This window comes from Nocardia cerradoensis NBRC 101014 (assembly GCF_000308535.1).
Taxonomy (GTDB): Bacteria; Actinomycetota; Actinomycetes; order Mycobacteriales; family Mycobacteriaceae; genus Nocardia; species Nocardia cerradoensis.
The window spans coordinates 1-13257 of record NZ_BAFW01000348.1; the positions used below are offsets into that span (position 1 = coordinate 1).

Annotated in this window: 17 protein-coding genes; 12 read left to right on the forward strand and 5 right to left on the reverse strand. The window is 64.2% G+C overall.

All coding sequences use genetic code 11. From position 1 onward, the window contains the following. The coding region (locus ON23_RS29645; protein ID WP_039782397.1) for a helix-turn-helix domain-containing protein at positions 1-406 on the reverse strand (406 nt) is incomplete at its 3' end. Positions 407-642: 236 nt separating this feature from the next. Between ON23_RS29645 and ON23_RS29650 the strand changes: the two genes are divergently transcribed. From ON23_RS29650 to ON23_RS29660, 3 genes are all read left to right on the forward strand, one after another. Beyond that, positions 643-963, forward strand: coding sequence for a hypothetical protein (locus tag ON23_RS29650; protein WP_039782398.1), 321 nt, complete (start codon positions 643-645; stop codon positions 961-963). Positions 964-1656: 693 nt separating this feature from the next. Further along, positions 1657-2337 carry a hypothetical protein gene (locus tag ON23_RS29655; protein ID WP_039782399.1) on the forward strand — a complete coding sequence of 227 codons (681 nt, stop codon included), beginning with the start codon at positions 1657-1659 and terminating at the stop codon, positions 2335-2337. A gap of 7 nt (positions 2338-2344) precedes the next feature. Beyond that, positions 2345-3154: a hypothetical protein gene (locus ON23_RS29660; protein WP_063821360.1), complete on the forward strand. Its 810-nt coding sequence runs from the start codon at positions 2345-2347 to the stop codon at positions 3152-3154. 20 nt (positions 3155-3174) lie between these two features. Here ON23_RS29660 and ON23_RS38185 read toward each other — a convergent pair whose 3' ends face one another. After that, positions 3175-5208: a hypothetical protein gene (locus ON23_RS38185; RefSeq protein WP_143860578.1), complete on the reverse strand. Its 2034-nt coding sequence runs from the start codon at positions 5206-5208 to the stop codon at positions 3175-3177. Between the two features lie 102 nt (positions 5209-5310). Next, on the reverse strand, positions 5311-6498 hold the full coding sequence (locus tag ON23_RS29670; protein ID WP_223273964.1) for a restriction endonuclease: 1188 nt from the start codon (positions 6496-6498) through the stop codon (positions 5311-5313). 354 nt (positions 6499-6852) lie between these two features. Between ON23_RS29670 and ON23_RS29675 the strand changes: the two genes are divergently transcribed. Beyond that, on the forward strand, positions 6853-7386 hold the full coding sequence (locus tag ON23_RS29675) for an HD domain-containing protein (RefSeq protein WP_039782405.1): 534 nt from the start codon (positions 6853-6855) through the stop codon (positions 7384-7386). On the opposite strand, the gene ON23_RS29680 is transcribed toward ON23_RS29675, so the two are convergent. After that, positions 7379-7849: an NUDIX hydrolase gene (locus tag ON23_RS29680; protein ID WP_039782406.1), complete on the reverse strand. Its 471-nt coding sequence runs from the start codon at positions 7847-7849 to the stop codon at positions 7379-7381. The two genes, ON23_RS29675 and ON23_RS29680, sit on opposite strands and share 8 nt — an antisense overlap. A gap of 10 nt (positions 7850-7859) precedes the next feature. Further along, positions 7860-8603 (reverse strand): helix-turn-helix domain-containing protein, encoded by a 744-nt coding sequence (locus ON23_RS29685; RefSeq protein WP_039782407.1) that lies wholly within the window; start codon positions 8601-8603, stop codon positions 7860-7862. A gap of 147 nt (positions 8604-8750) precedes the next feature. Between ON23_RS29685 and ON23_RS37590 the strand changes: the two genes are divergently transcribed. The 8 genes from ON23_RS37590 to ON23_RS29715 all read left to right on the forward strand — a co-directional run. Continuing rightward, positions 8751-8981 carry a helix-turn-helix domain-containing protein gene (locus ON23_RS37590; RefSeq protein WP_143860580.1) on the forward strand — a complete coding sequence of 77 codons (231 nt, stop codon included), beginning with the start codon at positions 8751-8753 and terminating at the stop codon, positions 8979-8981. After that, the gene (locus tag ON23_RS38190) at positions 8981-9151 is read left to right on the forward strand and encodes a hypothetical protein (RefSeq protein ID WP_157170323.1); all 171 of its coding nucleotides are present in this window, start codon (positions 8981-8983) and stop codon (positions 9149-9151) included. The genes ON23_RS37590 and ON23_RS38190 overlap by 1 nt, the downstream gene beginning before the upstream one ends. Next, on the forward strand, positions 9139-9447 hold the full coding sequence (locus ON23_RS29690; protein ID WP_039782408.1) for a hypothetical protein: 309 nt from the start codon (positions 9139-9141) through the stop codon (positions 9445-9447). The genes ON23_RS38190 and ON23_RS29690 overlap by 13 nt, the downstream gene beginning before the upstream one ends. Continuing rightward, on the forward strand, positions 9444-9755 hold the full coding sequence (locus tag ON23_RS29695) for a hypothetical protein (protein ID WP_039782409.1): 312 nt from the start codon (positions 9444-9446) through the stop codon (positions 9753-9755). Before ON23_RS29690 ends, ON23_RS29695 begins: the two co-directional genes overlap by 4 nt. Further along, a complete protein-coding gene (locus tag ON23_RS36250; protein WP_051043551.1) occupies positions 9752-10138 on the forward strand; it encodes a hypothetical protein in 387 nt (128 codons plus the stop codon). Before ON23_RS29695 ends, ON23_RS36250 begins: the two co-directional genes overlap by 4 nt. Beyond that, on the forward strand, positions 10135-11061 hold the full coding sequence (locus tag ON23_RS29705) for a helix-turn-helix domain-containing protein (protein WP_039782412.1): 927 nt from the start codon (positions 10135-10137) through the stop codon (positions 11059-11061). The genes ON23_RS36250 and ON23_RS29705 overlap by 4 nt, the downstream gene beginning before the upstream one ends. Continuing rightward, the gene (locus ON23_RS29710; RefSeq protein WP_039782414.1) at positions 11058-12140 is read left to right on the forward strand and encodes a hypothetical protein; all 1083 of its coding nucleotides are present in this window, start codon (positions 11058-11060) and stop codon (positions 12138-12140) included. Before ON23_RS29705 ends, ON23_RS29710 begins: the two co-directional genes overlap by 4 nt. Next, on the forward strand, positions 12137-13257 hold a 1121-nt coding region (locus ON23_RS29715; protein ID WP_039782417.1), incomplete at its 3' end, for a hypothetical protein. The genes ON23_RS29710 and ON23_RS29715, both read left to right, overlap by 4 nt.

Sequence of the window (13257 nt, forward strand, 5' to 3'; positions counted from 1 at the left end):
CTGAGAGCCGGCTCAGGTTCACCGGCGCGTCTGCGAGGTGCGATGCGAACGGGTCCAGCAGCCGAGCAACGTGGACCCGCCGCAGTGCCGCAATCGCGGCGGGGCTGAGGCGACCGCCCCTCATTGCGCGGCGCACCCGGGCGCCTGCAAGATCCTGCGCACCCTCGCGCGAGAGGCCGCCCGCCAACGCAGCGATCGTCGCGCGTGGGATCCCCAGCCTGTCGCCCACCCCGAGCAGCGCATCGACGGGCGCGGTATCGCGCTCGCCGGACTCGATCCGGTAGAGCGTGGTGTAGCTGAGCCCGGTGCCGGCCGCCGCCGCACGGAGCGACAGCCCCTTGCGGACGCGGGCATCACGAAGGGCGGCTCCCAGTGAGCCGTCCACGACGCCTGCCGCAACTGCCATGCCGCCATCGTCGACGACATCTGTCCCCAGCGTCAAGCATGATCTTGTTTCCTGTTGCGCAACAGAAACAGAGATCGCCGTTGACGGCTCGCCCGGCTGGGCGGATGGCTCTGCGCACATCCAGAGCGGTTTCGCACGCACTTAATGCGTGCGGTAGCACACCGGACTTTTTACTTAGCCTCACCCACATCCTGGCCCGGATAGCAGAAGGCCTCGGCTCCTGGCAGCGGCGGACTATGGGCGCCGACCTGTTCGCGGCGGTGGCCAACACTTACGACACCCAGGTGGTCGAGCTTCTGGAAAACGCACTTTCATCCGGCACGGAAGAAATGACCCTTGCTGTTGCCGCCGGCCTCAGCGAGGCGCCCCGGACCTTCATCTGGGACCAGCCGGACTTCGTATGCAGCGCGCTGCACGCCGCGGACCGAATCGGCGAGGAGGCACTGCAAGAGATGGCCGGCGCCCTGTGGGGTGCCACCATCTCCGGAATTCGCCGCAGTGTCCCTAGGGAACCCGCCCCCGAGACGATCGAGCAACCGATAGATCACCTGCACTAGGTGAAGGGGCGACGCGGTGGAACCCGCAGCCATATCAATACTGCAGCCATTCGGATCGCTGACGATCCTGCGATGCGGAACCAATGCGGAATCAATTCGGAACGAATGCGGAATCAATGCGAATGAGATTCCGATTGGATTCCGATACGAAAGCGCTGTGACCTGCGGTCACAGCGCTGGCTCTCCTCCCGTCCGGCCGCCACTCTCTGTGGCTTCGCTGATCACAGAGAGTGGCGGCCGGACGGGAGGAGAGCCAACACCAAACAGTTGGGAGACAAGGGAACCAGAAGAAGGGGAGAGACCACAAAGAGAAGAGAGACCACAAAAGAGGGGTTGGGTGGGTGAGTTGCGTTGGCAGAGCTGGGCACGTGAGCATGTACGACTCCTGCGGAGTCGTGTTCGCGCGCGGGACGCGCTCAGTGCGACGGTCGAGTCAGGTTGCGTACGGGCCGGTTTCGATCGACGACCACAAGAGGAAGGTTCGGCCGGGGTGCGTTTGATGCGTATGCGTCAATCCGGTGGTTGTCGCGTATGCATCAACGAGTTTTGACGCGTATGCATCAATGCTGCGGAATCGGCGGGAGTTGACGCGTAGGCATCAAATTCGGTTGATGCGTATGCGTCAAACCTGTTGCGGTGCAGCCTTTTTCGGTAGAATTGATGCATACGCATCAAGCCCTTGGGGAGGGTTTCATGAGCTCCATTGCCAGTGATTTGGCGACCGCAATCGAATCGGTATGGGCCAACCTTCGCACCCGGCATCCCGACGTGCCCGACGTCGTCGTCACGATGGCGTCCGGATCGGCCGGCAGGCGCGGGCTGCGGCTCGGCGCATTCGGCGCCGACCGATGGGAACACGGCCGACAGGTGCTACCCGAGTTGTTCGTCGGCGGAGAAGGACTGGCGTTCGGCGCCCGCGACGTACTCGCCACCCTGCTGCACGAGGCCGCCCACGGCGCCGCGCGTACGCGCGGAATCTCCGAGACCAGCCGCGGCGGGGCCTACCACAACGGGAAGTTCCGCGACCTCGCCAACGAATTCGGATTGCACGTCGAGCGCGACCCCCGCATCGGCTGGTCGACCACCACTCTGCCCGAACCGACCGCCGAGCAGTACGCCGGCGAAATCGCCACCTTGACCACGGCGATCGTTGCCCACCGCCGGTCCGAACACGACCTCGCCGCGAAGGATGGCGACGGCGAAGACGGCGACGGGAAGGAGAAGGCGCCACGCAGCGGAAGCGCGCTGGTGTGCAGTTGCAACCCGGTCCGCCGAGTCCGGGCTCACAAGAAGACGATCGACGCCGGGCCGATCCTGTGCGGCATCTGCAGCCAGCCCTTCACCATGCCGGCACCGGAGGACGACGATGCGTAGCGCGCACGTGGTCTCGCGCACCCGGCGGCCGGTGCTGCTGGACTTGTTCTGCAAGGAGGGCGGCGCCAGCATGGGCTACCACCTGGCCGGGTTCGATGTCGTCGGCGTCGACATGGAACCGCAGCCGCGCTACCCGTTCGAATTCCACCAGGCCGATGCCCTGGAATTCCTCGAACAGCATGCCAGGGACTTCGACGCTTTCGCCGGTTCACCACCGTGCCAGCTCTACAGCAACACCCAACGCCTCCGCGGGCGCGAGCACCCCGACTTGGTGGGGCCGCTGCGCGAATCGTTCCAACGGCTCACCGGCGGGCGGCCGTGGGTGATCGAAAACGTCCCAGGCGCACCACTGCACGCGCCGATCCTATTGTGCGGCGCCATGTTCGACCAACTACGCGTGTACCGGCACCGGCTGTTCGAATCCAACATCGCACTACCCGTACCCGAGCATCCAGCCCACCGGGTGAAGGTCACCCGCATGGGGCGGCCCCCGGCAGCGGATGAGTTCATGCACGTCGTCGGGAACTTCTCCGGCGTCGCGCAGGCCAAAACCGCCATGGGCATCGACTGGATGACCCGCGACGGGCTACGCGAAGCCATCCCGCCCGCCTACACCGAATTCATCGGACACCGGCTCCTCGCAGCCCTCGACAAGCGCCAGGCATGTAACGAAACTCGCTGCCACGCACCAGGATGCCGGACGCTGATCGTGCAGCCGAGCACTGGGCGGCCACGCCGATTCTGCTGCGGCGCTTGCCGAGTCCGTGCACACCGGGCGCCGAAGCTACTGCCTATGTCGGCTGCGGAGCTTCGGTAATCCGCGGATTCGGGGAAGGTTCACGTGGCAGAGTCACTGTCGAGCCAGGGAAACATGGCTGGCCCCTTCGCTAGGACTTTGCACGCGAATTTGACTGATTGTGGAAGTGCTTTCCCACCTCCGTCATGGAGGGCTCGTCGCTGTTCATGCAAGATGTTAGCGTGATCTATCAACTTCTGACGCGCAGGCCGCGGCAACAGGGTTGCAGTTTTCCGGATCCCTCGGATCTGCCGTGAAATTGTCGAGACCATCGCTTCGGGGATAGAAACCCGATCAAAGGAACTTCGCCCTTGGAATATTTCATACTCACCCAGAATATTTGCCGAAGATAGAGACAGAACGCCTTTCGCAACTTGTTGCGCAGGTTGTCCGCAATTCAATGCCGCCTCGGCATAGAGAACCAACTCTGCGGAGTGAGGATGAATGTAGCTATGTCCGTCAACGCCGGTTTCCACTAAGCCCTCCGCTGCATCCAGCGCTTTATTCTTCAATACAATGTCGGGCCGATTAGACTGCACTATCTCCCATGTGTCGATCTCGGGGATCCGGTACCGGGTCTGTAGTATACCGATCAGGTGATCGCGGAGATTATCGATGGACAGCGGCTTCACGGAGATCCGGATGGTTCGCTGGAATCGCCGCATCGAAATGGGCTCTATTCCGTTGGCGCCAAGCCGCCGGTTTATCTCCATATCCCAAGCGAGTATGTCGTTCGGTTCGGGTTGTGAGTAGTTTTGCTTGTCGGCTTCGTTCAGGGCGAGCTCCACTCCTGCGTTGAATCCCGCGGCGATCTCGAAGGCGCGTAAAGCGGCGTAAGCGATTTCTGCAGGTAGCGCTAGTTCACCGTCGAGGGAAACGGCCTGGTTCACCGTATCCCAGTGAAATTGCGAATGAGCTATCGCGTTTCGCCATCTTCGGTTTATGCATGACAGGAGTAGTGCGCAGCCAGGTTCCGTGGTTCGCGCAGTCAATCGGTCTTCGAGAGTCTTCAGCATAACGTTTCGATCGTGGCGTTCCCCGAGCAGCCCGAGAACGCGTCGAGCGATTCGCCGTATATCACCCTCGATAACTCTTTGATAGAGATCGCACGATGGAACCATGCGGTCCTCTGCCTCGGTAGCGTTATTAAATGCAGCAATTTCCTGCTGGACCTGACGGTGTGTTGCGTAATGTGCCGATTCTTCATTCACAAGCTCGGCGACAACTTCTGCGCAGTTGTCTGGATCTGCCGCCAATGCGGCAAGCGTGATTTTCCGGCTGGCAATCGCTGCCTGGTGTGCCGGTAGAACGTGTGTGCTGGCGAGCAGTCTTGTGAGATGAGTCCGGACTTCAGGAGTGAGCTCCTGCTCCGGCTCAAGTAGATGTGGCAATTGTCGACGCAGCCGGGCGTCGAGTTCATCCGGTCGGCGGCTCCAGGCCACCGCCAGACGCGCCGGGAAAGTAAAGCCAGTGCCGTCGGACAGCTCGTCGGCCGAAAAACCTAATGTCCGGCGAAATCGCTGCGCGAGCGAGTCTCGCGTCTCCACGGTTGTGAGATCCGCCAATTTTTCGACCACCAGGTCACCTTCGGCAAGCAATTCGATGACACTGCCCCAACGCATAACATTTAGCCCGTCATGGAGGCCGGCAATGACGTTCTCCGCGATGCCGAGCGCAATATGCTGCAGCTTGGTGAGGAAGCTAGGCCCCTGGGGGAGTTGCTCAGGCGGTATGAAGCGGCCGACCTCGTACAGTCGCCCCTGGAGGACATTGTGCGACTCCGCGAGTTGCTGCAGCGCTCCGAACAGCTCGTGTCCGATATCGGCCGCAGGTTTGCAGACAACGCCAACAACCTGATCGACAGACGTGCCTAGCTCGCCCCAAGCGGAGGCGACGTCGCCGTCGCAGACAGCCCCGGCCCATTGCTCTCGCGTGGCCGGCACCGTACTTGGCAGATTCGCCGGCAGCACGAACCGTGATCCCCGCTTTTGCCAGCCACGTGCGCAACCCGCAGCGGCCGAACGCTGTTGTGAGTCAGTCTTTTTGAGTGCAGAAGTCACATCGCGCGCAGTCACCTTCCCATCTTGGCAGCTTCGGTTCGGTATGACGGCCCGTCGGATAACACCACGCAGCTTTCAGGTGTAACGGCCTGTTCCAACGCCGCTTGACGGCGCCACTCACGAAAAGGTAGCTCGAAGCCAGTGCTTCACGGCCGTGACGTCGCCGTAGCCGCTTCCTCGCAGGATCTCCACGACATCGCGGCCGCATATCAGTGCGATGGGGTGACCGTCGCTGCGGACTTCGTCGTAGACCTGGGCGTTGAAGTACGAAAGTGTTACGAAGACACCAAAGTTCCGGTGGCGCAGCCGTGAGATGAGCCTGCTCATCTCACGGACGCCGACCGAGCTGGTCTGGGCGTAGCACTTCGCTTCGAGCGCGAAATCAATCTTGATCGGGTCGGCCGCGGGACCGAGTTGATACGTGCCGATGGCGTCGCGGCCGCCGTCGCGGCTCGGCCGGGTGACGTCACAGGTCGCGGTGGCGGGGGCGATCATTCGCCAGATCGCCACTGCGCACTTTTCGAAGTCGTGCGGTCGATCGGCGAAGTGTGCGTGGATTGCGTGCAGGATTGCCTGGCCAGCCTTGTCGGCTGGCAGCTGGTCGACCTTGCTGCGGACAATCTTTGTTGACGGCGCAGCAAGTGTGTCGTATGTGCGGCTTTCCACCCAGGCGCGCCAACTGCCCGGGCAGTGGGGGCTCTTCGTCGGCGCGGTGCCGGCGTGGAGGTCGTCAATCCACGCGCGCGTGACTCGGCCCGTGTTCAGTACGCTGAATTTCGCCCGGTAGTTCTGAAACCGCCGACCGTTCTTGCTGCGCCAGATGGCCGTCAGGTCATCGTCTGCGCCGAGTGTTGCTGCGCCCGGAGCCAGGAGGCCACGGAAGCGCACGGCGCTGCCGGGGGCCGCCTTCTCGAACAAAAGGAACGGCGGGACGAGTGCACGTGCCGCCGCGTTGGCATGGACGGCTTCGAAGGTGTCGCGCAGCAACAGGTTTCCGCGCCGCGAAGTGTCGTGCAGGTCAGCGCGGCCAGGTTTTTGATTGTCGCCGTAGTAGGTGAATATGCCGGTTTGCGGGTCGAGGTTGTCAGGCCAGTCGATCACTTCGCCAGTGGTGTAGAGCACGGCTGCACGGACCGATTTCTTCAATACTGAGCCGATCGGCCTGAACCCGCCCTGATTGCCCGCGCCCCGCAGCAGCCGCGCGATCGGCTCATCACCGATGTGCCCTTGGGGGCCACCCAGGTAAACCGTATCGAGGGTGAGATCGCTGGTCGGCAAGTCTACAAATGCCACCTCGTTCGCCACGCTGCTCACAGTAGCGTCGGCCATCGACAAGATCGGCCCACCGTGCTCGTATCCAGCGGATCACCCTGGTCAGTTGAACCCAGGTTAGGCCGGTCAGTGGGGATCAGGTACCGGGATTCACGATCATTTACCGCCGACGGCAAGAGCTTTGCATTTTGAGATTTTGCTTAGCGCTGACCAGCGTCTGCACTGGTCAGCGCAATGTTCTCACGATGTGTACTCATAATCCGATGGTCGCCAGCGCTCAGCCCCAGTGCTCCGCCCCACGATGCGAGCGACAGCGGCAGTACCGCAGCTAGGCAATCGGCACGCCTCTGGGTCGTCGTGGGTGCCGGAGTTGGATACGGTTTTGGCATGAACGAGGAGCTTCGCCAGTGGGCAGAGAGTGTCGCTCGTACCCACCTTCAACGCCTACCGAAGCGGTGGAAGCACGTCCAAGGCGTGGCCGGACAGGCAGAGACGGCGGCTGATCTCGTCGACGATCCGGACATGCTCGTGGCTGCGGCGTGGCTACACGACGTCGGCTATGCGCCGGACTTGGTGAACACCGGATTTCATCCGGTCGACGGCGCTTCCTTCCTCCGCAGTATCGGGGCCGCTGAACGGCTCTGCGCGCTTGTCGCGAACCATTCCTGTGCCCATGTAGAAGCGCGGCGCCGAGATATTTCGTTGGAATGGGCTGACGAACGGACCCCCCTGCGGGATGCGCTGTGGTGGGCAGATATGACGACGACTGCGACGGGCGAGCGGACGGACCTCCAATCGCGGGTCGCGGACATCGAACGCCGCTACGGCTCGGAGCATGTTGTGACGCAATCGATTCGAGAAGCCGAGCCCGAGTTGGCCGACGCCGTTCGCCGGACCGAATCGCTACTCGTCCTCAGGTGAAGTAGGGTTCGCTACTGCTGGACAGGCCCCGCCGGATCCGCAGCAGAACCGAAGGGTGAATATCCAGCTCACTGAGGTCGGCGGGCGCGACCCATTTGACCTCTTTCGATTCCGCACTGGTTCGCAGTTGCCCGCCGCGAGGGGCTGCGAGGAAGCAGATCGAGAATTCCTGCCGAACCTCTCCGTCGTCAAAGGCGATGACGTGCCGAGGATTGGAGAACACGCCAACCAGCTTCGTCACCTCGACATCGATGCCCGTCTCCTCTTTGACTTCGCGAACGACGGCATCGGCGACCGACTCACCGATTTCTAGGCCGCCTCCGGGAATCGAGTACTTGTCGTTGTCGGTCCGGTGAATCATGAGGATTCGCCCGGCCGAGTCTTGGACCACCGCGCTCACCGCAACCTTGATGCTGTTGGCGTCCGGCGCTTCCGGGTCGTTGTAGTAGTCGGTCCGGCCCATGCAGCCAAGCTTAGAGGTCGTGCGATGCCGATTCGCTCCACACGTGTTCGAAGCTGGTCATGTACGTCTCGAAGAGGTCGCCGGACGGCAGCTGGCGGAGATGCATGGCGGGGGCGTGTGCGCCCGGAAGACCGAAGGCGTGCATGTTAACCACCATTTGGTTGTCGAACCTGAAAATGGAGTTGTAGAGCGTCGTCGTATGAAGCCTCAGTTCAACGCCGTCGAGCTCCGCTATCGGACGGATCAATGCCAGCGCATTGCTGATCCGCGCCGAGACCGTCCCCTCAGCTAGCCGTTCCTCCCCCGCGCGCTTACCGGCTTCATCCGCGTTCGGGTCACCGAACAACAGGCGAATTTTCACGCCTTCCTGCGTCTTTCGCTGAATCGTCTTCTTCAACCCCGGTTCTTCGGCGAAGAACAGACCCGCCAGGACCAGGATGTCGATCTGCTCTGTCGTGTCGCCCAGCAACTTCCCCCACAAGTCTCCTGGGATCACGTTGCGGTGCGGATACACCCTGATGACTTCAGAATCGGCGATCTCGATCTTTCGATCCATCGAAACCGCGTCTGGCCACAAATACGCTTCGCTCTCGCGCACGAGCGTGGCGATTTTATGGCGGTGGCGCGGGTAGGGAATTCGATCCTGCGTTACCCACCGCTCGACAGTCTTCGCATTGACCTTGAGTTCTTCGGCGGCGCTCTCCGGCGTCAAGCCGCTGCGCATCAGAGCTTCACGCAGTCGATCGTTCGGCATTTGCCCTCCTACGGGACGTCTAGGGACATCTTACTTGTTCGAAAGACGTCTGCACAAGGGGCGATATCTGGTGATGCAGTCCCCCGGGTGCGAGCGAATCTTGCTGTGTCCCAATCAGTTCCGACACAGAGAGACGCAGGAGGACACATGCGTAGGAACGGAAGTCCCAGCGCTGCGGGCCCACTCCCGAACGACCTCATCACGCTTCGCGCAGCGGCACAATTGGCCGGCGGCGTGCATCCCAAGACCATTCGCCGGTGGATCGATCGAAAGCTTCTGGAGGGGTATCGGCAGGGGCCGCGCCTGCTGTTCGTGAGTCGCAGCGAGTTGCAGGCGCTGGCGCGTCCGCTCGGTGCCGATACGACCGGGGTGGCGTGATGTCGCGGGCGCCTTTGCTCTTGGTTGTCGCGATGGTCGGGCTGTATGCGCTGGTCACGTCGCCGGATTTGGTGATCGGGATTGTGATCGCGGCGGCGGTGTTCGTGTTCGGGCTGCGTTGGCTGGTGTCGACGATGTTCCGTCGTCCGCGGGGGATGTGGCGGCGATGAACAGTCTGGATTACACGCGCCACCACACGGGGTTGGCGGCGTTCGGTCGGCCGGAGTTCGACGCGGCTGGGCTGGTGCAGGCGGGAATGTATGCGACCCCGCCGAAGTGGCGGCTGATCGCGTTGGCGGCGGCGGTGTGTTTCGGCGCCGGGATCGTGTTCGGGATCATGCTCGGCCAGGGCAGCCCGAACTATGCGCCGTCGCCGAATGTGTGTCGCGCGGACGAGGTTTCGCGGATCGATTGCGTTCACGTCGTCCCGACAACGGCGCCGGCGGAGTCGGGGGTGACCCGATGACCCGCGAGAACGACCGTCGCGCTGTGTTGGCGCGGGTGGCTGACGAGGCCGAAGTGCTGGCCGAACAGTTGCGGTTCTACGAGGACTGCGTGATCAGCGCGCCGGCGGATCGCAGCTACGACTACGCGGTCTACATGACCGATCCCTACGCGGATGAGCAGGAATTCGACCGCCGCTTCGACGAATACGTCGCCGGGATGGAAGCCAGCCTGGCCCGGATCACCAGGGCGGTCGAGCGGTTCGTGGCCGCGAATCGCGCCGAGCTGATCGAGCTGGGCATCGACTACCTGCCCGGGGTCGCGCGATGAGTACCGCGTATTTGGACCCGGAGGGCCGCCGGTACGGGGTGCCGACGTGGCCGTGGCGGATGGCGCCGCAGCATTTGCGGACCTGGCGGCAGTTGGACGCCGAGGGTCGCCGCCCGACCAGCGAGTGGCAGGCCCAAGTCCGCGGCCGCGGTCGCCGGCAGGCGTACCTCTACGACGCGCAGCAGACCCGGCCGAAGCAGGAACCGACCGAGGCGCAGTTGGAGTCGCTGCGGATCGCGCGGTGGGTGCGGTCGGCACAGGCGTGTGAACGCCGCGGGATCGACGCGGAGGACATGCGCGAGCTGATCGAGGCGGCGCGCGCCGATCTGGCCGCCCGCCGCGCTGCGCAGTCGCGTGCTGTGGATCGGGGGCGGTCGCGATGAGCGCCACCTGTGCATGTGGTGCGCCGGCGTATGGGCGCGGTAAGTGCTTCAACCACTATCAGGTGCACCGCAATCGGCAGATCGCCTACGGGCGGTGGGAGCCGCAGCCGCTGCTACCGGCCGACGAGGTGCGCGCGCACATCGAGCAGATCCAGGCGAAGGGCATCCGGTCGCGTCGGTTGGCCCAACTCGCCGGGGTGGATCCGGAAACGCTGCGCCGCATCACACGGTTGCCGGACGCGCAGGTGACTCCCGAGATTCGGAAATCGATTCTGGCTGTTTCGGTTCCCGAGCGTGCGGCCGACCTTGTGCCGGACAACGCGTTGGTGCCGATCCACGGCGCACGACGTCGAGTGCAGGCGTTGGTGGCCTTCGGGTACCCGCGCGCGGAGCTGGCGCGGCAGCTGGGGGTGGCCACCAACTCGAACGCGATGAACGTGCTGTTCGGTCATCGCCGCGACGGCGGCCCGCAGGTCGGCCAGTCGATCATGGCCAAGCGGGACCGGGAAGTGAAAGAGCTGTTCGACCAACTCCAACTCGTTCCCGGTCCGTCGGACCAGGCGCGCGCACACGGGCGCCGCAAGGGCTGGGCCTTGCCGTTCGAATGGGACGAGCAAGCCCTCGACGACCCGAACGGCCGCCCGATCAAGGCCCGGTGGAATTCACAGTCGGCCGTCGAGGAACGCCGCGAGCAGGTCGCAGACCTCACCGCCCGCGGCTGGACCGTCACCCAGATCGCGCAGCAGGTCGGAGCAACCGACCGCACCGTCCTCCGCGACCGCGCACGCCACCGCGAACAGCCGGAAATCGCTGCCACACAGCAAGTTTCCGAGATCGAGGCCATGGGCGAGCTGGCAGTGCAGGCGCGCCGCGATATCGCGGCCCGCCGTGCTGCCCCGACAGTCAGGGAGCGAACCCGATGAACCACAACACGAAGACCGACGCCGCGGATTTCGTGGCGTTGGAGCGCCGCTACCGGCCACAGATCGTCGCCGGTTTGCGAGCCGCAGGTCTGTCCTATGGCGAGATTCGTCGCACGCTCGGTATTCCGTTGCGGCAGGTGGAGAAGCAGTTGGGTGAGGCTGCGGCGTTGCGTGCGCAGGGCTACAGCGTGGCGGAGGTCGCTGCGGAGTTGGGTGTGCCGGCGGGGTCGATGGGCCGGATCCTTCCCGGTCCGCGTCAGGACACCGCGACCGAGCGCCAGGCGGAGGTGTTGTCGGCGACCTCGCATATGCATGGGCTGCAGATCGATGTGCTGGCCGAGTTTTTGAGTGTGCACGAGTCCAGTGCGTATGCGATCGCGCGGGTGTTGGTCGACAACGGGTGGGCGTCGCTGGCGAAGGTGCAGCGCGGGCGGGCGTGGCTGTATCCGAAACGCGATGTGGCAGCACGCTATTTGGGGTGGCGGCCCTCGGAGTGGGAACCGCCGCTGATGTTCGCCCACCACTACCGGGCGGTGGCGCAGGCCCGCATCATGCTGGTCGGCTCCGACCCGCAGGCGTGGGTGTCCGAGCGCGTGCTGCGTCACGAGGCCGGCAAGCGGCTGCGCGCGGAGGCCGAGGCCCGTAACCGGAAACCGGTGCTGGAGTTCAGCACCGGCCGCGAGCCGATGCCCAACCGCCCGCACGTGCACGACGGCTGGTTCTGCGGAGTCATCGACGGCACCTACGGCTGGTGGGCCCTGGAAGTCGAACTCACCGAAAAGGACCCCAACCACCTCGATTCCGCGCTGGCCGGAGCGTTCCGGTCAGCGCGCGACGCGCAACCCCACCGCCTGGTCGGAGTGCTGTATCTGTGCCGCACCGAACGCGTCATCGCAGCAGTGACCGCAGCGAAGAAGCGACTGCCCCGCGAACTCGCGGACCTTCCCCTGTTGTTTGCCGTCGGCGACTTCGACGAGCAGTGGCAGCAGCACACCGACAAGCGCCGGGCCATGCGCGCCGCGAAGAGCGCGAACCGTCACCGCGACAACCTCATTCGACTTTCCAAGGAAGCATCATGACCAGCGACTGCACACCCTTGATCACCCCGGACGACTGCAAAGACGCCTACACGACCCCGGTGCCCGCGCCGATGTCGCCGGCACCGGGCAGCAGCGCCCCGTTCGGCAACCTGCACCCCGAAGCCCCTCCCGGCACCCCCGCACCCGTTCAGCACGTGACCGACCAGGTCGACCACCACATCACCGGCCTGCACCTGCCCGACGTCTCCGCTGTCGAGCATGTGGTGGCGAATTCGCTGGTGGCCGGTGTGGTCGTGGTCGCGATGCTGATCCTGATCATCGGCGTCGCCTCCGCAATCCCGTTGGCGCCGCACCGGTTGCGGAACTTCGCGTTCGGGTCGCTGGTGCTGCCGGTGTTGTCGGTCCTGGCCGGCGGATCGTGGACCACCCCGGCCTCTCTCTTGTGGTCGGGTGCCGGGCAGGTCGCCGCCGGTGACTTCGCCGGTGTGCGGCTGATGTTGTCGCTGGGTGTCCCGGTGGCGATGCTGGCCGCGACGTATTGGTGGGCCAGTTTCGTGCTCAAGACCAACACCGTCGGGTTGAAGTCGCTGGCACGCACCGAACGCATGCAGGAAGCGCTCACAGCCCGCCGCGCTCGTGCGGCGGTGCGCGCTGCGAAGCTCGGCGCTCCCTACAGTGCCGGCGCGAACATCGTGCTCGGCACTCTCGCCGACCGGACCGACATCAAGACCCCTGGGCTGATGCGGGAGTTGACCGCGCGGCATCAGCATTGGATGACGGTGCCGCACAAGGACATCAAGCGGCATCAGGCGATCATCGCGACCACCGGCGGCGGCAAAACCGAGCTGATCAAACGCCACGCCCTCGCCACGTTCGAGTACGAGTGGCGGGCCTGGTACCGGTGGAAAGACGTCCCCAAGATGGCGGCCAAGCACCCCAAGCCGCAACTGGTGCTCATCACCTGCAAAGGCGGCCAAGACGACCTCGAATTCGGACGCGAGATCACCGCACTGGCGTCGGCGCTGGGTGTGCCTGCAACCGAGATCGCGATCGTGGTGCCGGGCGGGGATCGGCTGCACATCTGGGATATGCCTGCCCGTGACCAGCGGGCGGTGCTGGGTGAGTTCCTGTGCTCGGGTGAGGCCAGCACGTCGGA